The sequence below is a fragment of the Streptomyces sp. NPDC058045 genome (assembly GCF_042885635.1).
Taxonomy (GTDB): domain Bacteria; phylum Actinomycetota; class Actinomycetes; order Streptomycetales; family Streptomycetaceae; genus Streptomyces.
In genome coordinates this window covers 1-24674 of the sequence record NZ_JBHVRR010000054.1, presented here as the reverse complement: position 1 = coordinate 24674, position 24674 = coordinate 1, and the positions used below count along the sequence as shown (strand labels likewise).

The following is a 24674-nucleotide window of genomic DNA, read 5'->3' as shown; positions in this document are numbered from 1 at the left end:
CTCTGCGGTCGGGTAGTTGGAGCCACGTGCCCCGTCAGGTCACCAGGCCGTTGCGGTAGGCGAAGACCACCGCCTGGACGCGGTCCCGCAGGTCGAGCTTGGTGAGGATGCGGGACACGAAGGTCTTGACGGTTTCCTGGCTGATCACCAGGGCCGCGGCGATCTCACTGTTGGAGAGGCCGTCCGCGATCAGCCGCAGCACCTGCAACTCGCGTGGTGTCAACGGGAGTTCCCGTGAGGTGGCTTCGGTGGGCCGGATCCGGGCGGCGTACCGGCCCACCAGGCGGCGGGTCACCTCGGGGTCGAGCAGTGCCGCACCGGTGGCGACGGTGCGGATGCCGTGCAGCAGCCGGTCCGGCGGCGCGTCCTTGAGCAGGAAGCCGCTGGCACCCGCCCGCAGCGCCTCATAGACGTACTCGTCCAGGTTGAACGTCGTCACCACCAGCACCTTCACCGGGTCCGCCACCCCGGCCCCGGCCAGCCGGCGGGTGGCCTCGATACCGTCGAGCACCGGCATCCGTACGTCCATCACCACGATGTCCGGGCGGAGTCGGGCGGCGAGTTCGACCGCGGCCTGCCCGTCTCCGCACTCGCCGGCCACCTCCAGGTCGGGCTGGGCACCGATGATGGTCGACAGTCCGGTGCGGACCAGCACCTGGTCGTCGCAGACCAGGACCCGCACCGGCCCGCTCATGGATTCCTCCCCGGTATCCGGGCCCGCACCACGAAACCGCCGCCGGTCCGCTCCTCGGCGGTGAACTCGCCGCCCAGCACATCGACCCGTTCCCGCAGACCGGCCAGCCCCCGTCCGCCCCCGCCGGGTGACCCGTCCCGCGAGCCCGAGCCGTCGGTGCCGACCTCCACCGTGATCTCCCTCTCCCGGTGGCGCACCAGGACCGAAGTCAGGCCGCCGTGGTCGTACTTGAGGGCATTGGTCAGCGCCTCCTGCACCACGCGGTAGGCCACCAGGTCGGCGCTGCCGGTCGTCGCCGTCGGTGTGCCCTCCTCGGTGAACTCCACCGGCTGCCCCGCCAGCCGGGTCTGCTCGACCAGTGCCAGCAGCCGTCCCACCGGTGGCGTTCTGGGCTCCGGGCGGTGGTCCGGGTTGAGCAGATCCAGCAGGTGCCGCAGGTCGGTGATGGCCCGCCGGCCGGTCTCGCCGACCGCGGCCAGGTTCTGGTCCAGCCGCTCGGGCGCCGCGGTCAGATACCGGGCGGCCTCGGACTGCACCACCATCGCCGTCACATGGTGGGTGACCACATCGTGCAACTCCCGTGCGATACGGGCCCGTTCGGCGTTACGGGCGTCCTCGGCGCCGCGCCTGCGCCGCTCGGCCTCCGCGGCACGGGCGGAACGCGTCCAGACTCCGATACCCCAGGCGAGGGCCAGCGCCAGATAGAACATCGCGAACTCGGCGACCGTCTCCCGCCCCCCGCCGATCCGGTGGAGCGCCACGGACAGCGCCGCGAACCCCGTGGTGAGGACGCCGGGGACGGCCCGCCGGTACCGCTCCAGATACGAGCCCGTGCTCAGCAGGGCGACGGGCAGCGCGGAACCGGCGAAGAGGTGGTAGCCCCGAAGCTGGTCCAGGGCGAAACCGGCCGCCACCAGCGCGACGCACACCAGCGGCCACCGGCGGCGCACCGCGAGCGGCAGGCACTGGAGCACCGCGGCCACCCCGGCAAGCGCGTCGGCGGGCCGGACCGGCAGGCCGCCCAACTCCGTCCCGTGGCCGCGCAGCGACGGCAGCAGCGAGGCGACCAGCAGCACCACTCCCAGCGGCAGATCCCGGACCGTGACATCGAGCCGGCGCCACACCTCCGGGATCCTTCGGCCGCTGATCATCGGGGGAGTGTAGCGATGGCCCCGGTGGTCGCCGCACGCCGGGCGCCGAACCGCACGATGCGGCCGCGCCGGTGGGCCAGCCACAGGAACACCAGGGTGAACAGCACCCCGAACCCCACCGAGTACACACTGCCCTCCGGGCCGAACTCGCCGCCGGTGAGCAGCTCGGGGCCGGAGGTGGTGGCGTCCAGCAGGCCCAGATTGCCGCCGTTGCCGGAGACCTCGGTACTGAAGACGCCGGCCGCGGCGAAGTTCCAGCCGAAGTGCACACCGATCGTCAGCCACAGGCTGCGGGTGGCGGCATAGGCGGCGGCGAGCATGAAGCCCGCCTCGACGGCGATGGCGACGGCGCCCCACAGTGTGGCGTGCTCGTTGAGCAGATGCGAGAGCCCGAACAGCAGCCCGGTCAGCCCCAGCGCCGCATAGGTGCCGGTGCGCTCCTCGACGATACGGAACAGCACGCCCCGGTAGACCACTTCCTCCGTCGCCGCGGCGGCCGCCATGAAACCGAGCAGCCCCAGCGCGCCCTTCCCCGAGCCCAGGCCGTCGACCTCGTAGTAGCCCGAGCAGAAGAGGTTCACGATGACCATCACGAACCACCCGGCGCCGATCAGCACCCCCCAGCCGGTCTTGGCCACCGCGTCCTCCCGGGCCACGTCCGGCGCCGGACGGTGCTCGGTCCACCGCACCACCCACCCGTACACCAGCACCGTCAGCGCGGCCACCAGCAGCCCGAGTACGCAGGTGAGCCAGTCGTTGTCCTTGACCGCGCTCACCGCGGTCCCGCCGATCGCGTACATCGCCAGGACGGCCATGAACTGCCGGACAAACCTCATCGCTGCTCCCTCGTCCCACCCGCGAGCCATACGCCGCGGGTGGGACAGGACGCTACGGATCCGGCGCCCGAAGATCGTCCCCTCACGGTGGACACCCGGCCGTAGCTCGCACGGGGGACAAGCGGCCCGCCCGCCCTTGCCGAACCGGCCCCCGGCGGGCCTGAGTTGGGGTGGCTGGGGCTATCGGGCGGTGGCTTCCGATGAACCGCTGCGAGGGGAGCGGGCGTTGGGGAGGTGGGCCGTGATGACCAGGGTGCCTTCGGCCAGTTGGTAGTCGAGGGGCAGGCCGAGGGAGCGCATCGCGGCCGCCATCGCGGTGTTGGATTCCCGGGTGACGGCGTACACGCTGCGGCTTCCCGCTTCCCGGGCCAACTCCACCAGCCGGGCGAGGAGTTCGGTGCCCACACCGCGGCGCTGCCAGGCGTCCTCCACCAGGAGTGCCACCTCGGTCTCCGCGCCGTCCCAGAGCAGATGGCCGAGGGCGGCGATCCGGCCGTCGCCGGTGCGGGCGGCGAGGGTGCGGCCGAAGTGCGGGCCGAGCAGATGGTCCAGATAGCGGTCCGCGTCCCCGACCGGCCCGTGGTAGCGCGCCCGCAGTGTGGCGGACGAGCACCGCCGGTGCATGGCCCGCGCCTCCGCCAGATCCCCGGTACCGGCCCGCCCCACGGTGACCGCCGCCGCCCGCGGTGCCACCGTCCCGGAGATCCGAACGGCACGGCCCAGCTCCACCAGCGCCCGGGCGCGGGCGAACTCGGTGGGCGTGAACGGCAGTTGGGGCCGCTCCACGGTGAGCAGACCGCCGTCCCCGGTACGCAGCCGCAGCACGGTGCCGTCGAGCAGGTCCTCGGCGGGGCCGACCGGGGCGGGACGGGTGCCGATGGTGCAGCGGCCCAGCAACTTCCGTAGCGCCAGCGGGAGTTCGGCGGAGTCCAGGGCGGCGCGGGTGGCCAGGCCCAGGACGCTGGTGGCGGTGTCGACCAGGTCGTGGGTGTCGGCGCGTTCGGTCCAGGTGTCCCGGCCCCCGGCGGTGTCGACGGCCCGCCCGAGGGTGTCCGAGGTGAGGGCGGCCGGGGCGCGCAGCAGGAACTCGTCCACGGTCCCCTCCGCCAGCGGATGGGTGCCCAGGCTGAGGATGTCCACCCGCAGCGCGGCGAGCGCCGAGCAGAGCGCGGCCAGCGAGCCCGGCGCGTCGCACACCGTGGTCCGCAGCCGCCACAGCACCGTCGCCCCGGCGACCCGCCCGTCCCCGGTGCCTTCGCCGTCCCCGGGGTCCGGGTCGGGTGGGCGGCGCCCGGTGCCGGGGCGGGGATCGGTGGCCGGGGAGGGGCGCCGCGGCCACCGGCTGCGGAAGTCGGCGGCGGAGGAGGCCAGCAGGGCGAAGATTCCGGTCGTCATGCCTCCAGCGTCACCCGCCGCTGTTGCCGCGCTGCGAACCGGGTGTGACCTTCGGGTAAAGCCCCGCCCCGGGACGCCGGCCCCGGCTACTGCCCCACCCGCCCCGGCTCCAGCGTCCTGCGGTACAGCACCGTGCCGCCCTCCTCCCGCAGCCGTACCGTCAACTCCCCGCTGCCGCCGTCGATTTCGACCTCGCCGAAGTAGGGCGGGGTCTCGGCGGGGGAGGTGTTCGACCGGTCCGGGGCCTTGATGAACTCCTGGCGCGGGCCGAAGGTGGCGTCCAGTGCGGCCGCCTTGAAGCCGCCCGCCGCCAGCGGCCCCGAGACGAACTCCCAGAACGGCTCGAAATCCCCGAACGCGGCCCGCTCCGGGGCGTAGTGCTGCGCCGAGGTGTAGTGCACATCCGCCGTCAGCCACACCGTGCCGGTGATCCGCCGGTGCTTGATGTGCCGCAGCAGCTCGGCGATCTGCAACTCCCGGCCGAGGGGCGCGCCCGGATCGCCCTGCGCCACCGCCTCGAAGTCCGTCTTCCCGTCGGTGACCACCAGGCCCAGCGGCATATCCGAGGCGATCACCTTCCACACCGCCCGCGAACGGGACAACTCCCGCTTGAGCCAGGCCAGTTGCCCGGCGCCCAGGATGCCGGTGGGATCCTCGGGCTGCCGTCCGGGCGAGTTGGCGTTGCGGTAGCTGCGCATGTCGAGCACGAACACGTCGAGCAGCGGGCCGTGCCGCAGCACCCGGTAGACCCGGCCGTCCCGGTCGCCGGGCGGCAGGGTGGACACCGGGAAGTACTCGCTGAAGGCGCGCAGCGAGCGGGCCGAGAGGACGGAGGTGTCCTTCACCGTGTACCGGTCGTCGTCCAGGATCTGGCCCGGGTACCAGTTGTTGTGCACATCGTGGTCGTCCCACTGGGTGATGGCCGGTACCTGCGCGGAGAAGCGGCGGAGGTGGGCGTCCAGCCGGTTGTAGCGGAAGGCGCCGCGGAACTCGTCCAGGCTCTCCGCGACCTTCGACTTCTCCTCGGTGGTGATGTTCCGCCACACCCGGCCGTCGGGCAGGGTGACGCTCGCCGCGATGGGGCCGTCGGCGTAGATGTTGTCGCCGCTGCACAGGAAGAAGTCCGGATCGAGCCGCCGCATGTCCTCGAAGACGCGGAAGCCGCCCCGGTCCGGGTTGATGCCCCAGCCCTGCCCCGCGATGTCCGCCGACCACAGGAACCGCACCCCGGACCGCCTGCCCCCGGGCGCGGTACGGAAGGTGCCGGTGACGGGCTCACCGGTGCGGCGCGGGTCGTCCGGGTCGGCCAGCAGCACCCGGTAGTGGATCTGCTCGCCGGCGGGCAGGCCCGGCAGCCGGGTGGTGCCGGTGAAGTCGGTGCCGGGCCCGAGCAGCGGCCCCGGCACCCGCCGCACCCGGCGGAACGAGTCGGTGGCGCTGACCTCCACCACCATCCGGGCCGGCCGGTCCGAACGCACCCACACCAGGCCCGAGTCGGTGCCCACATCGCCGGTCTGCACACCCCACGGGGCGCCCGGCCGCCCACCGAGGGCGAAGGCGGGCGCCGCCACCGGGGCGGCGGGCACGGCGAGCGCGGCGGCGGCCGCGAGCGAACCGCGCAGCACACCGCGCCGCCCGGGCCCGCTCCGTCCGCCGCCGGTCGTGCACGGTTCACTGGCTGCCATCTGCGCCTCCTGGGCTCGCGGGGAATCGCCGGGCACCTACCCCCGCGAGTGAACAACTCCCGCGCGCCGCACGGAAGAAGGGCGCGCCCGCACCGAACGGATCCGGCCCCGGCCGGGGGCGCGGTCAACACCGGTACCACGGTGCCCGGTTCGGTCCGGCGGCACCGGGGTGATTCGCACCACCAGGGGACATCTCCTGCCGGATCGCCTGGACAGGGACCCGTCCGGTCCGCTGGGATGGACGGGTGGCAGCCGACACCCTGACCGATGTCTTCGAAGCGCACCGATCCCTGCTGATGGGCGTCGCCTACCGGATGCTCGGCCGGGTCGCCGACGCCGAGGACGTCGTCCAGGAAGCGTGGCTGCGCTGGTCCCGCACCGAACGCGAGGAGGTGCGCGACGCCCGCGCCTTCCTGGTGCGCACCACCACCCGCCTCGCCATCGACCGGCTCCGCCAGGTCCAGGCCCGCCGCGAGTCCTACGTCGGCCCCTGGCTGCCCGAGCCCCTGGTCACCGACCTCGACCACACCGTGCCGGACGCCGCGGAGCGCGCCGTCCTCGCCGACACCGTCTCCCTCGCCGTCCTCGTCGTCCTGGAGTCCCTCTCACCGCTGGAGCGCGCCGTCTTCGTACTGCGGGAGGCGTTCGCGCTGCCCTACGCGGAGATCGCCGGCGCCCTCGACCGCAGCGAGTCCGCGGTACGCCAACTCGCTGGCCGGGCCCGCCGGCACGTCGCCGAACGCCGCCCCCGCTACCGGGCCGACCCGGTCGAACGCCGCGATCTGACCGAGCGGTTCCTCGCCGCCACCCTCGACGGCGACCTGGAGGGTCTGGTGGCGATGCTCACCCCCGGGGCGCGGCTGGTCGGGGACAGCGGCGGCAAGGCGCGGGCGCCGCTGCGCACCATCGGCGGCGCGTCGAAGGTGGGCCGCTTCCTGCACGCCGTCGCCGCCAAGAACATCGCCGACGCCGAACTGCGGCCCATCGAGATCAACGGCGCGCCCGCCGTGCTCGTCCTCTACGACGGCCGCCTCGACACGGTGTTCCAGATCGATCCGGTCGGCGGCCGCGCCGACTGCGTCTATGTCCTGCGCAACCCGGACAAGCTCGCCCGCCTCCTGGACCGCTGACCCGGCGCCTCCACTCTCCCCGCGGCCCGCACCCCTCGGCGCGGGCCGGCGCCGTGCGCTCCGGCGAGCCGCCCGCGAACACCCGGTGAACCCTCTCCCGCCCCGCCGGACCTGGCCCTCCGCCCGCCCCAGGGATTGGTCTTGACCAAGTTTCCCGGCCGCCGTATCGTCACAGCGAGCGTTAGTGCAGGAACCTTTAATAAAGAACGAAGCCAAACGGAGCCGGTCCCGCCGGTACGACATCCCGGGCGGGGGCTCCGACCAGCCAGCACACGGCCATTGCGGAGGACAGGGTGGGGACCACGCAACTAGAGACGGTGCCGGAGCCCAAGTACTGGCATCTCAGGACCGTGCTCAGCGAGGCGCTCGAATCGGAGTTCGCGGTGGGCGAGATCCTGCCCAACGAGCGTGATCTCGCGGCACGGTTCGGGGTCGCACGTGCCACGCTCCGCCAGGCCCTGGAGCAGTTGGAGCTGGAGGGGCGGCTCCAGCGCCGCCGCGGTGTCGGCACCACCGTCGCCCCGCCGCGCGTCGGAGTCTCCGTCGGGGACGAGGAGCCGCGCTGGCCCGGCGCCCTGGACGAGGCGTGGCAGTCCGTCGACAGCACCCTCGGCACCCCGCCCACCGCCGTCGCCCGCCTGCTCGGCACCGCGGACGGCGAGCAGGTGTACCGGATCCGCCGCAGCCGCGTCTCCCACGGCCAGCCCGTCGCCGCCGAACTCCTCTGCGTACCCGTCGGTTCGCTGCCCGACCTGGCGGTCCCGGACTCTTCGCTCACCGCGGCCGCGCAGGCCCGTGCGGTACTGCGCGCCCTCGGCACCCGCGCCCTCGACGGCCAGGACCGCTCCGTCGAGCTGGGCTCCGCGGGCGCCGACGACTCCAAGGAACTCGACCGGCTGCCCGGCGCCCCCGTCCTCGTCGTCACCACCCGCTTCTTCGCCGAGGGCCGCACCGCCGCCGTCTCCGTCGCCACCTACCGCGCCGACACCTGCCGGCTCACCTTCGGCGACAGCGGCCGGGTGCAGATCCACCACCAGAACTGACCCCGCGGCGCCCCGGCCGCCCGGCTCAGCGCCGGGCGGTCACCGTGCCCTCCACCGCGAAAAGCTGCTCCTCGACCTGGTCGAGCGCCAGCCGCAGCGCCCCCGTCGCCACCGCCGCCTCACCCAGTACGGACAGCGCCACCCGCGGCGGACGCAGGCAGTAGCGGGCCAGCTCGCGGCGCAGGGGATCGAGGGCGCCTTCGAGGCCCGAGGCCCAGCCGCCGATCACCACCAGTTCCGGATCGAGCGCCAGCACCAGCGCCGCGACGTCATGCACCAGCCGCTGGATGAACCGGTCCAGGGCGGCGCACGCATCCGTGTCACCGGCCCGCGCCAGCCGGAACACCTCGGCCACCGCCCGCTCGTCCAGCGGAGGAAGCGGCTGGTCCGTGGTGGACAGCAGCCGCTCCGGGGTGGCCTCCCGGCCCAGCAGATGCAGCGCCCCGATCTCCCCGGCCGCGCCCCCGAAACCGCGGTGCAGCCGCCCGCCGATCAGCGAACCGGCGCCCGGACTCAGCCCCGCCATCACAAAGACCATGTCGTCCGAGTCGGTCCCCGCGCCGCGCCAATGCTCCGCCACCACCGCCGCGTTGGTGTCGTTCTCCACCAGCACCGGGCACCGGAACGAACGCCGTAGCCGCTCACCGAGCGGCAGCCCCGTCCAACCGGGCAGCGCCGTCCCCAGCCGCACTGTGCCGTCCGCCTCCATGATGCCGGGGCTGCCCACACCCACCGCGCGCAGCGAGGCCCGGGACACCCCCGCCTTCCGCAGCAGCTCCGCCACCACCGTCCGGGTGCGGTCGAGCCGCTCGTCCGCGGGCGCCTTCTCGTCGACGTCCTTCGCCAGGGTGCCCAGCACCGTACCGTCCAGGTCCGACAGGGCCGCCGTCACCCGGTGGGCGCCGATCTCCAGGCCCAGCAGATGGCCCGCCTCGGCGCGGAAGCGGAAGCGGCGGGCGGGGCGGCCCTGGCGGCGGGCGGTGCCCTCGGCGGCCTCCGCCTCCACCACCAGACCGGCTCCCACCAGGCCCTCCACCACGCCTTCGACGGTGGGCCGGGACAGTCCGGTGAGGCGGGTGATCTCGGTGAGGGTGGCGGCGTCGGTGTCGCGCAGTGCGTGCAGTACCACCGCCGAGTTGATCCTCCGGAGCAGGGACGGATCCCCGCCGGTCAGTTGCCCCAACGTCCCGGTCCCTCCCAGCTCGTGCGCGTGTGGCCGGATGGTACCCGTCCGGGCGGCTCGCGGCGACCACCGGTTCCGGCCACTCCGGCCCCCCCGGAGCGCCGGCGCCGCTGACGGGACGCCAAGCACCGTGCGCCCAGGGGCCGTTGTCGGTGCGGGGCGGTTTACTGGAAGGCATGTGTACCGCCCGGCAGTTGGATCTTGTCGACGCGCTGTGCTCCCGTACCTTCCCCGCGGAGCCCGGCCCGTCCGGCAGCGGCGGTCCCGGGCACGTGGTCGCGGCCCTCCGCACCGCCGGGTACCCAGCCGAACGGGCCCTGCTGGAGGAGGAGTTCGAGGCGGAGTGCGAGGCGCTGGCCGGGCTGCTGGCGGTGCGGTGGGGTGCCGCCCCACAGGAGTTCGGCCTGGACGGGCTGCTGCTGCGGGCCTGCGGCGCCGCGGGTGGGGAGCCGGAGGAGATACCGGAGCCCTGGCGCACCCTGAGCGAGGAGATGCCGTCTCTGCGGCTGTGGCGCCGGGCCGGGCGCTGGATAGCCCTCGGCGTCACCACCCGCGACCGCGAACTCCCGCTGCGGCTACTGGCGGTGGCCACCGACGTGGACCCACCGTGACATGACCTGCCGTGACAGGTCCGGCTCAACCGGCGGCGGGCCGTCCCTAGTCCGCGGCCTCCGGTCCGTCCACCGCCGCGCGCAGCCGTGCGTACTCCTCGGCCATCGTCGCGGCCGTCCAATGCGCGTTCAGCCCACTGGGGTTGGGCAGAACCCAGACGCGGGCGCCGCCCACCGTGCGCTGCTGGGGGCCGATGGCGGCCCGGCGCTCCCCGAAGGCGGCCCGGTAGGCGGTCACCCCGACCACGGCCAGCCACCGCGGCCGCAGCCGGGCCGTCTTGGCGCTGAGGACGCGGCCGCCCTCCGCGTACTCCTCGGGCGTCAGCTCATCGGCCCGTGCCGTGGGCCTGGCCACCACATTGGTGATGCCCAGGCCCAGTGGCAGGAGTGCGTCCTGCTCGGCGGGGAGCAGCAGCCGCGGGGTGAAGCCGGAGCGGTGCAGCACCGGCCAGAACCTGTTGCCCGGGCGGGCGAAATGGTGGCCGGTGGCCGCCGTCAGCAGCCCCGGGTTGATCCCGCAGAAGAGGACCCGCAGACCTTCGGCCGCCACATCGGGCACCGACCGGTCGCGGGCCGCCTCCAGTTCGGCGCGGGTGAGACGCGGCATGGGGCGCGCCCGTCCCGTCAGAGGATGGCGCCCGGTGTGTAACCGGCCGCCTCCGGGTGCTGCTTGACGATCTCCTCGACGCGGGCCACCACCGCGGCGATCTGCCCGCCCGCGGCACCGGTGAAGGACAGCTTGTCCGCCATCAGCGCGTCGAGCGCGGCGCGGTCCAGGGGGAGCCGTTCGTCGGCGGCGAGGGTGTCGAGCAGTTCATTGCGCTCGGCGCCCCGCTCGCGCAGGGCCAGCGCCGCGGCCACCGCGTTCTCCTTGATCGCCTCATGCGCCTCCTCGCGGCCGACGCCCGCCCGGACCGCGGCCATCAGCACCTTGGTGGTGGCGAGGAACGGAAGGTAGCGGTCCAGTTCGCGGGCGACCACGGCGGGGAAGGCCCCGAACTCGTCCAGCACCGTCAGGAACGTCTCCAGCAGCCCGTCCAGGGCGAAGAAGGCGTCGGGCAGGGCGACCCGGCGTACCACGGAGCAGGACACATCGCCCTCGTTCCACTGGTCGCCGGACAGCTCGCCGGTCATCGAGGCGTAGCCGCGGAGGATCACCATCAGGCCGTTGACGCGCTCGCAGGAGCGGGTGTTCATCTTGTGCGGCATGGCGGAGGAGCCGACCTGGCCGGGCTTGAACCCCTCGGTGACCAGTTCGTGCCCGGCCATCAGCCGGATCGTCTTCGCCAGCGAGGACGGTGCGGCGGCGAGCTGCACCAGGGCGGTGACCACCTCGTAGTCCAGGGAGCGCGGGTAGACCTGGCCGACGGAGGTGAGGGCCTGGCCGAAGCCGAGGTGCGCGGCGATCCGCTGCTCCAGGTCGGCCAGCCGGGAGGCGTCCCCGCCGAGCAGGTCCAGCATGTCCTGGGCGGTGCCGACCGGGCCCTTGATGCCGCGCAGCGGATAGCGGGCCAGCAGCTCCTCCAACCGGCCGTGGGCGACGAGGAGTTCGTCGGCGGCGGTGGCGAAGCGCTTGCCGAGGGTGGTGGCCTGGGCGGCGACGTTGTGCGAGCGCCCGGCCATGACCAGCTCGCCGTACTCGGCGGCGAGCCGCCCGAGGCGGGCGAGGACGGCGACCGTGCGGTCCCGTACCAGCTCCAGGGAGAGCCGGATCTGGAGCTGTTCGACGTTCTCGGTGAGGTCGCGCGAGGTCATGCCCTTGTGCACCTGCTCATGACCGGCGAGGGCGTTGAACTCCTCGATCCTGGCCTTCACATCGTGCCGGGTGACCTTCTCCCGTTCGGCGATCGAGGGCAGGTCGACCTGGTCGAGGACCCGCTCGTAGTCGGCGAGGGCCTGCTCGGGCACCTCCACCCCCAGGTCCCGCTGGGCGCGCAGCACCGCCAGCCACAGGCGGCGCTCAAGCCGCACCTTGTGCTCGGGGGACCACAGGGTGGCCAGCTCGGCGGAGGCGTAGCGGCCGGCCAGGACGTTGGGGATGCGGGGCTTGTCGGCGGGCGCGGCGGAGGCGGCGGGCACCGGGGACTGGGAAGGCGCAGGAGTCACGTGCACCGAGTCTACTGGCGGTTCCTGCAGGCCGGCGCCGCGCCCCGTTCGTCGGAAACCACAGGGCGCCCACCGGTCAGTGCTCGGCGGAGGGCGCCGGGGCCGGTGGGTACGGCAGCAGTTCGGGGCGTTTGGGCGGGAGGCCGTCGCCGGAGGAGCGGCCGGTGAGGCGGCGGCCGATCCACGGCAGCAGATGCTCCCGGGCGAAGCGGAGGTCAGCGCTCCGGCGGGTGGTCCAGCGGGGTGGCACGGCGGGCGGCAGCTCCGCCCGCCAGTCGTCCTCGGCGGGCAGCCCCAGCGTCTGCCACACCGCCTCGGCCACCCGCCGGTGCCCCTCAGCGGTGAGATGCAGCCGGTCCACGTCCCACATCCGCGGATCGGCCAATACCGGCGCCCCGTACAGGTCGACGACGGCGGCGCCGTGCCGGGCGGCCAGCGCGTCGACCGTGGCGAACAGCTCCTCCATCCGCGGCCGGAAGCGCTCCAGTACGGGGCCGTTGCGGCCGGGACTGCGCATCAGGACCAACTGGCGGCAGGCCGGGGCGAGTTGCTCCACCGCCTGTTCCAGCAGGCCGGTCACCCGGGGCAGGTCGCAGTTCGGGCGCAGCGCGTCGTTGAGGCCGCCGACGAGGGTGATCACCTCGGCGCCCATCGCGGCCGCCCGCGGCACCTGCTCCCGGACGATCTGCCCGATCAGCTTGCCGCGTACGGCGAGGTTGGCGTAGCGGAAGCCGGGGGAGCGGGCGGCGAGGCGGGTGGCGAGGAGGTCGGCCCAGCCGCGGTAGCCCCCGCCGGGCAGCGCGTCCGACATACCCTCGGTGAAGCTGTCCCCGACCGCGACAAGACTGGTGTAGTCGACATTCGTCTGCATGGCAGGGGCGATGCTACCGCCGGTCGGTCAGGCGCCCGCGGGCTGCCCGAACAGTTCGCGCAGTACGTCCTCCATGGTGACCAGGCCGGCGAGCCGGCCGTCCGCGCCGAGGACCGCGGCGAGATGGGTGCGGCTGCCGCGCATCGCGGTGAGCACGTCGTCCAGCGGTGTGGTCTCCCGGACGCGGGCGATGGCGCGCATGTCCCGTGCCGGGAAGGGCAGATCGCGCGGGGTGGCGTCGAGGGCGTCCTTCACATGCAGATAGCCCACGATGCGGCGCCCGTCGTCCACCACCGGGAAGCGGGAGAAGCCGGTCCGTGCGGCCAGTTCCTCAAGTCCCTCCGGGGTGACGCCGATTCGCGCGTACTCGACCTCGGCCAGCGGCAGGACCACATCGCGTACCGGGCGGCGGCCCAGTTCCAGTGCGTCGTGCAGGCGTTCCTGGGCGCGGTCGTCCAGGAGCCCGGCGTCGCCGGAGTCCTTCACCAGGCGGGCGAGGGCGTGGTCCGAGGCGGTGGCCGTGACCTCGTCCTTGGTGTCCACCCGCATCAGCCTGAGCAGGGTGTTGGCGAAGGCGTTCACCGTGAAGATCACCGGACGCAGGGTGCGGGCCAGCGCCACCAGCGGCGGGCCGAGCAGCAGTGCGCTGCGTACCGGCTCGGCCAGCGCCACGTTCTTCGGGACCATCTCGCCGAGCAGCATGTGCAGATAGGTGGCGGCGGTCAGCGCGATCACGAAGGACAGCGGGTGGACCAGGCCGTGCGGGATGCCCACCAGGTCGAAGACGGGTTCCAGGAGGTGAGCGATGGCGGGTTCGGCCACGATGCCCAGCACCAGGGTGCACAGGGTGATGCCGAGCTGGGCGGCGGCCATCAGCGCGGACACGTGCTTGAGGCCCCACAGCACGCTGCGGGCACGCCGATCGCCCTCCTCGGCGAGCGGTTCGATCTGCGAGCGCCGCACCGAGACCAGGGCGAACTCGCCTGCCACGAAGAAGGCGTTGAGCACCAGGGTGGCCAGGCCGATGAGCAGTTGGACGGCGATCATCGGCGGTCCTTACGGTGGTGGGGGTCGTCGGTGTCGCGGTCGCCGTGGCCGGGCGGCGCGGGGGCTTCGCCGTCGTCGTCCCCTTCGGGGGTGGGCGGGGGCGCGTGCAGCAGGACGCGGGCGGCGCGGTGGCCGGTGGCGTCCTGGACGTCGAGCCGCCAGCCCGCCACCTCCACCCGGTCCCCGGCCGCCGGAATGCGCCCCAGCTCGTGGGCGACCAGACCGGCGAGGGTCTCGTACGGGCCCTCGGGTGCGCGCAGGCCGACCCGGGCCAACTGGTCGGTGCGGGCGGCGCCGTCCGCGGTGAAGCAGTCGCGGCCCTCGGCGTCCGGCCCGGCGGGCGCGATGTCGGGCGTCTCGTGGGGGTCGTGCTCGTCGCGGACCTCGCCGACGACCTCCTCCACGATGTCCTCCAGCGTCGCCACCCCGGCCGTGCCGCCGTACTCGTCGATGACGACGGCCATGGTGCGGCGGCCGGCGAGGCGGTCCAGCAGGCGGTCCACGGTGAGGGTCTCCGGCACCAGCAGCGGTTCGCGCAGCAGCCGGGAGACAGGGTGCCGGCTCCGGCGGTCGGCGGCCACCGCCAGGACGTCCTTGATGTGGACGACGCCGATCACCGAGTCCAGGCCGCCGCGGTAGACGGGGAAGCGGGACAGGCCGGTGGCGCGGGTCGCGTTGGCCACGTCCTCGCAGGTGGCGTGCTCCTCCAGGGCGATGACCTGGACGCGGGGCGTCATCACGTTCTCCGCGGTGAGGTCGGCGAGGTTGAGGGTGCGGACGAAGAGCTCGGCGGTGTCCGCTTCGAGGGCGCCCTCCTTCGCCGAGTGCCTGGCCAGCGCCACCAGTTCCTGCGGGCTGCGCGCCGAGGCCAGCTCCTCCGCCGGCTCCATCCCGAGGCGGCGCACCGCGCGGTTCGCGGTGTCGTTGAGGTGGGTGATGAACGGGCGGAAGGCGGTGCTGAACCAGCGCTGCGGGGTGGCGACCGCCTTGGCGACGGCCACCGGTGAGGAGATCGCCCAGTTCTTCGGGACCAGCTCGCCGACGACCATCAGGAAGACGGTGGACAGTGCCGTACCGAGGACCAGGGCGAGGGAGGAGGCCGTTCCGGAGCCGAGGCCCAGGTCTCTGAGCGGGCCGGCGATCAGCTTGGCGATGGACGGCTCGGAGAGCATCCCGACCACCAGATTGGTGACGGTGATGCCGAGCTGGGCGCCGGACAACTGGAAGGTGAGGCTGCGGACCGCCTTCAGCGCCCCGGCCGCCCCGCGCTCGCCGCGCTCCGCGGCCTCCTCCAGGGCGCTGCGCTCGACGGTGGTGAGGGAGAACTCGGCCGCCACGAAGGCGCCGCAGGCCAGGGAGAGCAGCACCGCCACGCACAGCAGGAGCACTTCGGTCATCGGGTCACCTCCGTCCCATCCTCGGGCAGGGGCCCGTGGAGCGCGCGGTGTCGTATCGGGCGGGACGTGACGGGGGGCCGGTGGCTGGGACTTGAGGGCTCGCCCATGGGCGGAGGCTCACTCACCTTTCGTGGGCACCTGCGCGGTGCTCGGGGGCGCGGGTGGTCCGGGGTTGTGGTCCGGACCGGAGACCCATAGTAAAGGGTCGGCAAAGACCGCCCGGTCGCCTACCCCGCCAGCGGCTTCACCCAGCGGCGCCACTGCTCCTCCGGCGCGTACCCGGCGGCGGCCCAGGCGCCGTGTGCGGGGGCGTTCCGTTCCAGCACCATGGCGTCGCCGCGCCGCCCGCCGAGCCCCCGGAAGCGCTCCTCGGCGGCTGCCAGCAGCGCCGAACCTATGCCCTGCCGCCGCCGCTCCGGGTGCACCGCGAGACGGTAGAGATGGCACCGCCAGCCGTCGAAGCCCGCGATCACGGTGCCCGCGAGCGCGCCCTCGCACTCGGCCAGCAGCAGCGCCCCCGGGTCGCGGTCCAGCAGCCGGGCCATCCCCTCCGGGTCGTCGCTGATACTGGCGCCCTCGGCCGCCGCACCCCAGAAGTCCAGCACGGCGCCGATGTCGGCCGCGGTGGCGGGCCGGATACGGGGCGCCGCCGGAGGGCTCGCGGGCAGGCCGTCCCTTTCGCGTATCTCGCTCATGGTGCGAGCCAAGCAGAGCGCCCCGGCCAGCGGCGACCCGTTTTGCCGCACCCCGGACCCGCTGCTCCCGGCCGCAGGGGGCTTGCCGTGCTAGCGCTTCGGCGCTAGCTTCGTCGGTATGGCGAAGACACAGTTGAACGTACGGGTGGACGAGGGCACCGCCCGCGTCGCCCGGGAGCGCGCGCTGGCCCGCGGCATGAGCGTCAACCGCTATATCGAGGAACTCGTCAGACAGGACGCCGGTGAGGTCGGCCACACCTTCGTGGAGGCCGCCGCCGACTTCATGAAGCAGTACGGATCCGTTTTCGCCGAGGAGTTCGGCTCGGAGCACGAAGGTCGTCGTTGAACCGTCCACAGATCGATCTGGCCTGGCTGCTCATGCTGGCCGAGCAGAAGACCCCGGGGGACCCGCAGGTCACCGACTGGGGCGCGCTGGTCGCCGCGATCAGCCGTCATGACGCGGAGATCTTCGGCACCCCCGTCTACGACACCCCACACGCCCGCGCCGCCGCTCTGCTCCAACTCCTGCTGCATGTACCGGCGTTGGAACGCTCCAACGCCCTCTTCGCCTCCGCCGTCGCCTATGGCTACCTGGTCGCCAGCGGGCTCAAGGTCGTCACCTCCCCGGAGCGGGTGCGCGACCTGGCCCGGCTGGTGAAGGACGGCACCGCCTCCGTCCACGACATCGCCCGCGAACTGCGCACCTGGAGTCTCTGAGCCGCCGGCTCGCCGTCAATCGGTCCCGGTCGGGCGGTGCGCCGTGCCCAGGACGCAGAACGAGTCGGGCCACCGCGGCCCGTGCTCCGGCACCAACAGCCGCTGGTACGAGGCGAGTTCGAAACCGGCCTCGCTGATCGCGGCCATCGGGTCGCGGCTCACATGGCAGCCGCCGAACAACCGCGGCCACACCGTCCGGTCCAGGCCCCGCTGGACGGCCGCCATCCGCCCGCCGTGCCAGGTCCGCCCGTGTTCAAAGAACCGCAGCTCACCCCCGGGCCGCAGCACCCGCCGCACCTCGGCCAGCGCCCGCGGCACCTCCCGCACACTGCACAGCACCAGCGACACCACCGCCGCGTCGAAAGCCTCACTCTTCACCGGCAGCGCCTCCGCCACCCCCGGCACCACATCCACCGGCACCTCGCTCCGCATCGCCGCCGAGACCGCCAACTGCCTGAGTGTGCGCTCCGGTTCGATGGCGACGACCTCGGAGACCGTACGCGGGTAGTGCGCGAAGTTGAGCCCGTTGCCCGCGCCGATCTCGATCACCCGGCCGCTCAGCCCGGACAGCAACTCGTCCCGGTGCGGCCCGATGGTGCCCTCGCCGGCCACACTGATCCTGGCGTAGAAGCGTGCGAACAGCGGATGGTGTACGGCGTCCCGCCGCGGACGGCCGGCTGACGGCTTCGGCATGACGACCTCCAGAAGTGCGCCTCCGACCGGGGGCGCCGGTCGGACACGGGCGTCGGACAGGCCATACCTTCCCCGCGCCGCCCTACTCACCCACGGTGCGACCTGCCTGGACCATGGGAGGCGGGCCGTGGGGTTTCCGGTGGGGCCTCGCGGGTGGTGAAGGCGGTGGCGTCCCAGGTGCCGTGCAGGGCGGGGGCGAGCCAGCCCGGGGCGTGGGTGCGGAAGACGGCGGGTGTCAGTGCGGCCGCTCCTGCGGGGACCGCGCCGAGCAGCGGGCCACCGGTGACCTCGGGAAAGTCCAGCAGATTGCAGCGGGCCGCCAGATCGGGGGCCGCGGGCCAACTGCCGATCACCACACCCCGGGCGGCGACACCCCGGCCGCGCAGTGCCTCCGCGGTGAGAGCGGCCGCGTTGAGCGTGCCGAGCCCGGCGGCCACCACTGTCAGGACCGGGGCCGCCAGCATCCTGGCCGCGTCCGCGAGGGTGTCGCCCCTGTCGTCCAGCCGCACCAGCAGGCCGCCCGCACCCTCGACCAGCACCAGGTCATGCTCGGCGGCCAGCTTCCCGGCGGCCTCGGCCACCTCCGCGGCGGAGACCGGCACCATCCCGGCCCGCCGCGCCGCCGTCGCGGGCGCCAACGGCTCGGGGAACCGGGCCAGTTCGACGACGCTCAGCCGCGCGGCGCGTGACTCGTCTCCGGCGGAGCCGGTTCCGCGGGGCGTGGATCCGCCGGGCACGCCGGCCACGTTCACCTGGGTCCCGTTTCCGGTGGTCCCGTCCCCGTCCGGCCCGCGGCCACCTCTGCCCGGACCGTCGTTCAGCCGTGCGACCTCGTGGACGTCGCCGGGTGCGCCGGGCGGCAGTCCGGTTTGGGCCGGTTTGAGGACGGCGACCGAGCGGTCCGCGGCCAGTGCGGCCGCCGCCAGGGCCGCCGTCACCACCGTCTTGCCGACCTCGGTCCCGGTCCCCGTCACCACCAGTACGTCGCTCATCGCCCCGCGCCCTTCCCCGCCGCCGTACGCGGGCCGGCCCCCGCTTCCCGTCCGGCCGTCATGTGCCGGTCGCCGCCGAGCCCGCGGTGGCCGCCGCGCCCACCGCGGACGCGATCCGTGCCACCTCCTCGTCACCCGCCACATAGGGCGGCATCGTGTACACGAGATCCCGGAAGGGCCGAAGCCAGACACCGGCGTCCACGGCGGCCCGGGTGGCCGCGGCCATCCCCGCCTCGTCCAGCGGCCGTTCCAGTTCGACCACGCCGATCGCCCCCAGCACCCGCACCTCGCGCACCCCGGGCAGCTTCTCGGCGGGCGCCAGCCCCGCCCGCAGCCCGGACTCGATCCGCTGCACCTCGCTGCGCCAGTCCTGGCCGAGCAGCAGATCGACCGAGGCGCAGGCGACGGCCGTGGCCAGCGGATTGCCCATGAACGTCGGCCCGTGCGCCAGCACCGGGACCTCGCCCCGGGAGATGCCCTCGGCGACCCTGGCCGTGCACAGGGCGGCGGCCAGCGTCAGATAGCCGCCGGTCAGGGCCTTGCCCACGCACATCACATCGGGCACCACCCCGGCGTGGTCCGCGGCGAACAGCTCCCCGGTCCGCCCGAACCCGGTGGCGATCTCGTCGAAGACCAGCAGTACGTCATGCTCGTCGCAGGCCTCCCGCAGCACCCGCAGATAGTCGGGGGAGTGGAAGCGCATCCCGCCCGCGCCCTGCACCACCGGCTCCACCACCACTGCGGCCAGCTCCTGCGCGTGCTCGGCCACGGTGTCCCGCAGATGCAGGGCGTACGCCTCGTCGTAGGCGGTGGGCGGGGCGTCGGCGAAGACCTGGCGGGGGAGGACCCCGGACCACAGCTCGTGCATCCCGCCGTCCGGATCGCACACCGACATGGGCTGCCAGGTGTCGCCGTGGTACCCGCCGCGCCAGGTCATCAGCCGCTGCTTCGCCGGACGCCCGAGGGAACGCCAGTGCTGGAGGCACATCTTGACGGCGACCTCGACCGAGACCGAGCCGGAGTCGGCGAGGAAGACATGCTCAAGTCCCTCGGGGGACATATCGACAAGGCGCTTCGCCAGCCGGACGGCGGGCTCATGGGTGAGGCCGCCGAACATCACATGGCTCATCCGGTCCAACTGGCCGTGGACCGCCTCGTTGAGCACCGGGTGGTTGTACCCGTGGATCGCGGACCACCAGGAGGACATCCCGTCGACCAGCTCCCGCCCGCCGGCCAGCCGCAGCCGCACCCCGGCGGCGGACTCGACCACCAGCGGTTCCTGGCGACCGGGCATCGGGCCGTAGGGGTGCCACACATGCCGCCGGTCCAGCGCCAGGAGTTCGCCGGCGGACGCGGGGGTCAGGGGCTCAGGCATTGGGCGCGAGGTCCGTACCCGCGCCGCGCCGGCGCACCGCCACCAGGTCCGTCCGCGCCGCCTCGGCCGCGGCCGACTTCCGGGCGGCCACCACCTCCGCGGCCGGTGCCGCCTCCGCAGGCCCGGCTGCCTCCGCCCGCGTACCGCAGGCCGTCGTGGCGCAGCCCGCCGAACTACCGGTGTGCGTACCGCGGTTCGCGGAGGCGGCGGGTGCGCCGGAGGTGCCTGCGCAGCCCTGGCCCGCGCCGCCGGAGCCGGTACCGGCGGAGCCCGCGCAGCCGCCGGTGCCCGCATCGGCGCGGTGTTCCGGCAGGGTCACCGTGCCGGCGTTCTCCACCTCGAAACCCGCGTCCGCGATCATGTCCAGGTCGGCCCGGCCGGCCTGGCCCTCGCTGGTCAGATAGTCGCCGAGGAAGATCGAGTTGGCCAGGTGCAGGGCGAGCGGCTGGAGCGAACGCAGATGCACCTCCCGGCCGCCCGCGATCCGCACCTCCACATCCGGGCAGACGAACCGCACCATCGCCAGGATCCGCAGGCAGTGCTGCGGCGTCAGATGCCACTCCTTGGCCAGCGGCGTCCCCTCGAACGGGATCAGGAAGTTCACCGGCACCGAATCCGGGTCCAACTCCCGCAGGGAGAAGACCACATCGACCAGATCCGCGTCGCTCTCGCCCATGCCCGCGATCAGCCCCGAGCACGCCGACAGGCCCGCCGCCTGCGCCTGCTGCACGGTGTCCACCCGGTCCGCGTAGGTGTGGGTGCTGGTGATCTGCCCGTAGGTGGACTCGGAGGTGTTCAGATTGTGGTTGTAGGCGTCGGCCCCGGCCTCCCGCAGCCGGTCCGCCTGACCCTCCGACAGCAGGCCCAGGCAGGCGCACACCTCCACGCCCTCGTTCTGCTCCTTGATGGCCTCGATGGTCTGCGAGACCCGGTCCACATCCCGGTCGGTCGGGCCGCGCCCGCTCGCCACCAGGCACACCCGCTTCGCGCCGCCCGCCACCCCGGCCGCCGCCGCCTGCGAAGCCTCGTCCGGCTTCAGCCAGGTGTACTTGAGGATGCCGGTGTCCGCCCCCAGCCGCTGCGAGCAGTACGAGCAGTCCTCGGGGCACAGGCCCGACTTGAGGTTGACCAGGTAGTTGAGCTTCACCCGGCGCCCGAACCACTCCCGGCGCACCCGCCCGGCCGCCGCCACCACGTCGAGCAGGTCGTCATCCGGCGTGGCCAGCACGGCCAGCGCCTCCTCGCGGGTCGGCAGCTCGCGCCGAAGCCCCTTCTCCACCAGCGTGTTCAGCAGATCCATGGCGCCGATCCTTTCGTACCCCGGCCCACCCGGCCAAGGAGAGTTTGCACAACGGAGACCGTTCGCAGTGTGGGTATCACCACACGCGGTACGGGTGTTGACCCCGCTAGGGTCTGTGCACTGCCCACACATCACCACCCAACGCAACTCCCCTCTCACTTCCGACCCGTACCGCCAGGAGGCGCGTCATGGCGAGCACCGAGCCCACCCCGCCGCCCGCGTCCGCCGCCACCCCCTTCGACTGGCTCGACGCAGCGCACAAGCAGCGGCGCACCGCAGGCCTGATACGCACTCTGCGCCCCCGCCCCGCCGAGGAACCGCTGCTCGACCTGGCCGGCAATGACTACTTGGGCCTGGCCCGCCACCCCGAGGTCACCACCGCCGCCGCGGACGCCGCCCACCGCTGGGGCGCCGGTGCCACCGGCTCCCGACTGGTCACCGGCTCCACCGCACTCCACGCCCAACTGGAGCGGGAACTCGCGGAGTTCTGCGGCACCGAGGCCGCCCTGGTGCTCTCCTCCGGCTACGCCGCCAATCTCGCGGCCGTCACCGCACTCGCCCCGCACGGCTCCCTGATCGTCTCGGACGCCGGGAACCACGCCTCCCTGATCGACGGCTGCCGTCTCGCCCGCGGCACCACCCAGGTCGTCCCGCACGCCGACCCGGACGCCGTACGCAAGGCACTCGCCGGCCGTACGGGCCCGGCGCTCGCCGTCAGCGATGCCGTCTTCTCCGTCGACGGGGACGCCGCGCCGCTCCCCGAACTGGCCGCCGCCTGCTGGGAGTCGGGCGCCGCGCTGCTGCTGGACGACGCGCATGGACTCGGGGTGCTGGGCCCCGGCGGGCGCGGCTCGGCCGCCGCACACGGGCTGGCCGGCGCCCCCGACACGGTGGTCACCGTCACCCTGTCCAAGGCGCTGGGCAGCCAGGGCGGGGCCGTACTCGGACCGGCCCGGGTCATCGACCATCTCGTCAACACGGCCCGTACCTTCATCTTCGACACCGGTCTGGCGCCGGCCGCCGCCGGTGCGGCGCTCGCCGCGCTGCGACTGGTGCGGCGCGAACCCCAACGGGCCGCGGGTGCCCGGCAGATGGCCGCCGCACTCCACCACCGGCTCACCGCCGCCGGGCTCACCGCACACCGCCCGGACGCCGCCGTCGTCTCCGTCCGCGCCCCCTCGCCCGAGGCAGCGCTGCGCTGGGCGGCCGACTGCCGTACCGCCGGGCTCGGCGTGGGCTGCTTCCGCCCGCCCTCCGTCCCCGACGGCATCTCCCGGCTACGGCTCACCGCACGCGCCGACCTCACCCCGACCGAACTGGACCGGGCCGTCACCACCATCACGGCCACCGCCCCATCGAGCTCTGCCACCGACTGACACCGGCTCATCACCGGACCCCCTCCCTGCTGCGAACTTCTGGACTCCACTGCACTCTTGGACTCCGCTCGCGACCGGACTGGGCGCCTCCGCAGCAGAGTTCACCGCATCGGGCGACAGTTGGCGTACTTCTCGTCCGATCGATTCCCCTGCCGGTGGGCAGGTGGCAGGCTGAACGCCAGCACCAGTCCGGGACCGCCCGCGGGGCATTCCGCCCTGTGTCCGTGTCCGGCCCCGGTGGGAAAGGGACCAGGTCGTCATGGCAGATCTCCAGGAAGCGTCCGTCACCCTGCCGAGCGATCCCGCCTCGGTCTCCGCGGCCCGCACCTACGTCGGCAACGTGCTCACCCAGTGGGGCCTGCCCGACGACTCGGAGAGCGCCGACACCGTCCGGCTCATCGTCTCCGAACTGGCCACCAACGCGGTCCAGCACACCCTGGGCCAGTCACCCGCCTTCACCGTCGACGTCCGCCTGGAACGCGACGAGGAGCTGCGCATCGGCGTCACCGACAGCAGCCCCCGCCAGCCCAGACGGCTGCCCGCCGCCGTCCAGCAGGACAACGGCCGCGGCATGGTCATCATCCGCTGGCTGATCGCCGAGAACGGCGGCCGACTGCTGGTGACCCCCACCCCGGAAGGCGGCAAGACGGTGTGGATCGCCCTCCCGTGGCGGCCCGGCACCGAAGACTGAACCGGGCCGCCACGGACGGGAGTTGGAGCTACTGGGTCAGGAGACCCGGCCGTACCAGACGCTGCTGGTCCAGATGCGTTCCAGGCGGACGCTGCGGCCGGGGCGCGGGGCGTGCCAGATGCGGCCCTTCCCGGCGTACAGGCCGACGTGGTAGACGCCGGCCCCGGAGTGGAAGAAGACCAGATCGCCGTATCTGCGCTGGGACTTGGGGATGTGCCGGCTCCGGTTGTACTGCGCGACCGCCGTCCGCGGCAGCTTCTTCCCGGCGTGCTTGTAGGCGTACTGCGACAGGCCCGAGCAGTCGAAGCTGCGCGGGCCCTGGGCGCCCCACACATAGGGGGCGCCCTTCTTGGCGGCGGCGATGCGCAGGGCGGTCTTGGCGGGGGTCGCGGCCTCTGCTCCGGGGGCGGCGCCGGGTACCGCGAGGGTGGTGCCGACGGCGGCGAGGGTGAGGGCGGAGGCGGTGCCGGCGCGAGTCAGCAGGGACGGCGTCCGCGAGGGGAGATTGCTCATGGTCGATCAGCCCTTCGTCATCCGCCTGTGAAGGATGACCTGTCGGGTTCGGACTGGCGAAGTTGCCCGGCCGCTGACGCGGCTTCACCCCAAGGGCCGCCCGGGGGCGTCCCGTCGTGCTCGGGTCCTCCACTCCTGCCGATCCACTGCGTCGACCGGTCGTCCGGGCAGCGGCAGGACTCGGCGTCCGCCCGGACCGCCCCGCCCGGCTGGCGGGGTCTTGTCGTCGCCACGGATCCTCACGCACCGCGCGCGGGATTTCCGGTCGAAGCCGCACCGGTACGACTCCGCGCGGTGCTCTCCCGTGCGGTTGCCGCCCCCGGTAATCGAACAGCGGCCGACGCGCCGTCAGCGCCGCGTACCAGCGCCGAAGCCGTCCCGGCCGCCGATCACCGAAGCCTCGCCCGTATTTCTGTTCGGTTCCGCGGTGCGGTCGGGATTGGGCCGACGGTGGGTAGCCCGTCCGGCCCGTTTCGGCACCGGAGGCGGACGGTCACGGGCGAGGGTGCCGCTCGCCAGCGGCGTGCCCCGGCCAAGCCATGGTGTCCGCCTTCAGGCCCGGGGCACCGGCCAGTGCGGTGGGGGCGAGCCCGGTGAAGGCGAGGACCTCCCGGTGAAGGTGGGACTGGTCGGTGAAGCCGCACTCCGCCGCGATCAGGGACACCGCCCCACCCGAGGCCAGGCGGCGGGCGGCGCGATGGAAGCGCACCAGCCTCGCCGCGCGCTTGGGCGGCAGCCCGATCTGCGCGCGGAACCGCCCCCACAGCCGCCGCCGACTCCACCCGGTCTCGGCCGCCAGCTCCTCGACCCGCACCAGGCCACCGCTGCCGACCATCCGCTCCCAACTCCGGCTCACCTCCGGATCCACCGCCGGACCCGCCGCGCGTTGTCGGTGGGCGAGCAGCGCGCCCACCAGCGCGAAACGGTCCTCCCAGCACGCGGCACCGCCGAGCCGCTCCCGGATCCGTACCGCCTCCCGGCCCCACACCTCGTCCAGGGCGACCGCGAAGCCGTCCAACTCCGCCGGGAAGACGCCCAGTACAGCAGGGGCGACTAGGTCGTGTCGTTTGGATCTCCGTGGAGGAAGGAGCGGGGTCTGGTGCGTGCTCTCGGTGCGCCGGCCAAGCGCCCTCGTACTGGACGTACTTGGGTGTTTGGCCGGTGCAGCGAGAG

Annotated in this window: 25 protein-coding genes and 1 riboswitch; of the genes, 7 read left to right on the top strand and 18 right to left on the bottom strand. The window is 73.6% G+C overall.

All coding sequences use genetic code 11. The annotated features are described in order from the left end of the window. Window positions 1-34: 34 nt before the first annotated feature. The 5 genes from ACFVST_RS24895 to ACFVST_RS24875 all read right to left on the bottom strand — a co-directional run bounded on the left by ACFVST_RS24895 (window position 35) and on the right by ACFVST_RS24875 (window position 5761). Window positions 35-694, bottom strand: coding sequence for a response regulator (locus ACFVST_RS24895; RefSeq protein ID WP_390155799.1), 660 nt, complete (start codon window positions 692-694; stop codon window positions 35-37). Then, a complete protein-coding gene (locus ACFVST_RS24890; protein WP_390155798.1) occupies window positions 691-1845 on the bottom strand; it encodes a sensor histidine kinase in 1155 nt (384 codons plus the stop codon). Before ACFVST_RS24890 ends, ACFVST_RS24895 begins: the two co-directional genes overlap by 4 nt. Continuing rightward, a complete protein-coding gene (locus ACFVST_RS24885) occupies window positions 1842-2681 on the bottom strand; it encodes a CPBP family intramembrane glutamic endopeptidase (RefSeq protein WP_390155797.1) in 840 nt (279 codons plus the stop codon). The genes ACFVST_RS24890 and ACFVST_RS24885 overlap by 4 nt, the downstream gene beginning before the upstream one ends. Window positions 2682-2861: 180 nt before the next feature. Continuing rightward, window positions 2862-4076 (bottom strand): GNAT family N-acetyltransferase, encoded by a 1215-nt coding sequence (locus ACFVST_RS24880; RefSeq protein WP_390155796.1) that lies wholly within the window; start codon window positions 4074-4076, stop codon window positions 2862-2864. A gap of 86 nt (window positions 4077-4162) precedes the next feature. Beyond that, a complete protein-coding gene (locus ACFVST_RS24875) occupies window positions 4163-5761 on the bottom strand; it encodes an alkaline phosphatase D family protein (protein WP_390155795.1) in 1599 nt (532 codons plus the stop codon). Between the two features lie 245 nt (window positions 5762-6006). Between ACFVST_RS24875 and ACFVST_RS24870 the strand changes: the two genes are divergently transcribed. Both ACFVST_RS24870 and ACFVST_RS24865 read left to right on the top strand, forming a co-directional pair. After that, window positions 6007-6891 carry an RNA polymerase sigma-70 factor gene (locus ACFVST_RS24870; protein ID WP_390155794.1) on the top strand — a complete coding sequence of 295 codons (885 nt, stop codon included), beginning with the start codon at window positions 6007-6009 and terminating at the stop codon, window positions 6889-6891. Window positions 6892-7184: 293 nt separating this feature from the next. Beyond that, window positions 7185-7934: a GntR family transcriptional regulator gene (locus tag ACFVST_RS24865; RefSeq protein ID WP_390155793.1), complete on the top strand. Its 750-nt coding sequence runs from the start codon at window positions 7185-7187 to the stop codon at window positions 7932-7934. A gap of 25 nt (window positions 7935-7959) precedes the next feature. Here the strand turns inward: ACFVST_RS24865 and ACFVST_RS24860 are convergent, their stop codons facing one another. Continuing rightward, window positions 7960-9117 (bottom strand): ROK family transcriptional regulator, encoded by a 1158-nt coding sequence (locus ACFVST_RS24860; protein WP_390155792.1) that lies wholly within the window; start codon window positions 9115-9117, stop codon window positions 7960-7962. A 176-nt stretch (window positions 9118-9293) separates the two neighbouring features. Here ACFVST_RS24860 and ACFVST_RS24855 point away from each other — a divergent pair, with 176 nt between their 5' ends. Further along, window positions 9294-9728 (top strand): hypothetical protein, encoded by a 435-nt coding sequence (locus ACFVST_RS24855; RefSeq protein WP_390155791.1) that lies wholly within the window; start codon window positions 9294-9296, stop codon window positions 9726-9728. A 46-nt stretch (window positions 9729-9774) separates the two neighbouring features. On the opposite strand, the gene mug is transcribed toward ACFVST_RS24855, so the two are convergent. The 6 genes from mug to ACFVST_RS24825 form a co-directional block, all read right to left on the bottom strand. Continuing rightward, window positions 9775-10335: a G/U mismatch-specific DNA glycosylase gene (mug, locus tag ACFVST_RS24850; RefSeq protein WP_390155790.1), complete on the bottom strand. Its 561-nt coding sequence runs from the start codon at window positions 10333-10335 to the stop codon at window positions 9775-9777. 17 nt (window positions 10336-10352) lie between these two features. Next, window positions 10353-11807 carry an adenylosuccinate lyase gene (gene purB / locus ACFVST_RS24845; RefSeq protein WP_390155808.1) on the bottom strand — a complete coding sequence of 485 codons (1455 nt, stop codon included), beginning with the start codon at window positions 11805-11807 and terminating at the stop codon, window positions 10353-10355. Window positions 11808-11910: 103 nt separating this feature from the next. Next, window positions 11911-12705, bottom strand: a complete 795-nt coding sequence (locus ACFVST_RS24840; protein WP_390155789.1) for an SGNH/GDSL hydrolase family protein — start codon at window positions 12703-12705, stop codon at window positions 11911-11913. A 27-nt stretch (window positions 12706-12732) separates the two neighbouring features. Further along, window positions 12733-13752 (bottom strand): hemolysin family protein, encoded by a 1020-nt coding sequence (locus ACFVST_RS24835; RefSeq protein ID WP_390155788.1) that lies wholly within the window; start codon window positions 13750-13752, stop codon window positions 12733-12735. Beyond that, a complete protein-coding gene (locus tag ACFVST_RS24830) occupies window positions 13749-15149 on the bottom strand; it encodes a hemolysin family protein (protein ID WP_390155787.1) in 1401 nt (466 codons plus the stop codon). Before ACFVST_RS24830 ends, ACFVST_RS24835 begins: the two co-directional genes overlap by 4 nt. A gap of 227 nt (window positions 15150-15376) precedes the next feature. Beyond that, on the bottom strand, window positions 15377-15844 hold the full coding sequence (locus tag ACFVST_RS24825) for a GNAT family N-acetyltransferase (RefSeq protein ID WP_390155786.1): 468 nt from the start codon (window positions 15842-15844) through the stop codon (window positions 15377-15379). 118 nt (window positions 15845-15962) lie between these two features. On the opposite strand from ACFVST_RS24825, the gene ACFVST_RS24820 reads away from it, so the two are divergent. Further along, entirely contained in the window at window positions 15963-16190 is a 228-nt protein-coding gene (locus ACFVST_RS24820; RefSeq protein ID WP_390155785.1) for an antitoxin, read from the top strand. After that, window positions 16187-16561, top strand: a complete 375-nt coding sequence (locus ACFVST_RS24815; RefSeq protein ID WP_390155784.1) for a fic family toxin-antitoxin system, toxin component — start codon at window positions 16187-16189, stop codon at window positions 16559-16561. The genes ACFVST_RS24820 and ACFVST_RS24815 overlap by 4 nt, the downstream gene beginning before the upstream one ends. A gap of 15 nt (window positions 16562-16576) precedes the next feature. On the opposite strand, the gene ACFVST_RS24810 is transcribed toward ACFVST_RS24815, so the two are convergent. From ACFVST_RS24810 to bioB, 4 genes are all read right to left on the bottom strand, one after another. Next, a complete protein-coding gene (locus ACFVST_RS24810) occupies window positions 16577-17254 on the bottom strand; it encodes a class I SAM-dependent methyltransferase (protein ID WP_390155783.1) in 678 nt (225 codons plus the stop codon). 86 nt (window positions 17255-17340) lie between these two features. After that, window positions 17341-18246, bottom strand: coding sequence for an ATP-dependent dethiobiotin synthetase BioD (bioD, locus tag ACFVST_RS24805; protein WP_390155782.1), 906 nt, complete (start codon window positions 18244-18246; stop codon window positions 17341-17343). 58 nt (window positions 18247-18304) lie between these two features. Further along, window positions 18305-19621 carry an adenosylmethionine--8-amino-7-oxononanoate transaminase gene (locus ACFVST_RS24800; RefSeq protein WP_390155781.1) on the bottom strand — a complete coding sequence of 439 codons (1317 nt, stop codon included), beginning with the start codon at window positions 19619-19621 and terminating at the stop codon, window positions 18305-18307. Further along, a complete protein-coding gene (gene bioB, locus ACFVST_RS24795; protein ID WP_390155780.1) occupies window positions 19614-20921 on the bottom strand; it encodes a biotin synthase BioB in 1308 nt (435 codons plus the stop codon). Before bioB ends, ACFVST_RS24800 begins: the two co-directional genes overlap by 8 nt. Before the next feature lie 188 nt (window positions 20922-21109). On the opposite strand from bioB, the gene ACFVST_RS24790 reads away from it, so the two are divergent. Together ACFVST_RS24790 and ACFVST_RS24785 are read left to right on the top strand one after the other, a co-directional pair. Then, a complete protein-coding gene (locus tag ACFVST_RS24790; protein ID WP_390155779.1) occupies window positions 21110-22297 on the top strand; it encodes an 8-amino-7-oxononanoate synthase in 1188 nt (395 codons plus the stop codon). Between the two features lie 259 nt (window positions 22298-22556). Then, a complete protein-coding gene (locus ACFVST_RS24785; RefSeq protein ID WP_390155778.1) occupies window positions 22557-22988 on the top strand; it encodes an ATP-binding protein in 432 nt (143 codons plus the stop codon). Window positions 22989-23024: 36 nt separating this feature from the next. Here the strand turns inward: ACFVST_RS24785 and ACFVST_RS24780 are convergent, their stop codons facing one another. Continuing rightward, on the bottom strand, window positions 23025-23501 hold the full coding sequence (locus tag ACFVST_RS24780) for a C40 family peptidase (RefSeq protein WP_390155777.1): 477 nt from the start codon (window positions 23499-23501) through the stop codon (window positions 23025-23027). Between the two features lie 6 nt (window positions 23502-23507). Continuing rightward, window positions 23508-23697: riboswitch (cyclic di-AMP (ydaO/yuaA leader) on the bottom strand. Window positions 23698-23994: 297 nt separating this feature from the next. Beyond that, window positions 23995-24519 (bottom strand): helix-turn-helix domain-containing protein, encoded by a 525-nt coding sequence (locus ACFVST_RS24775; protein ID WP_390155776.1) that lies wholly within the window; start codon window positions 24517-24519, stop codon window positions 23995-23997. Between the last annotated feature and the right edge of the window lie 155 nt (window positions 24520-24674).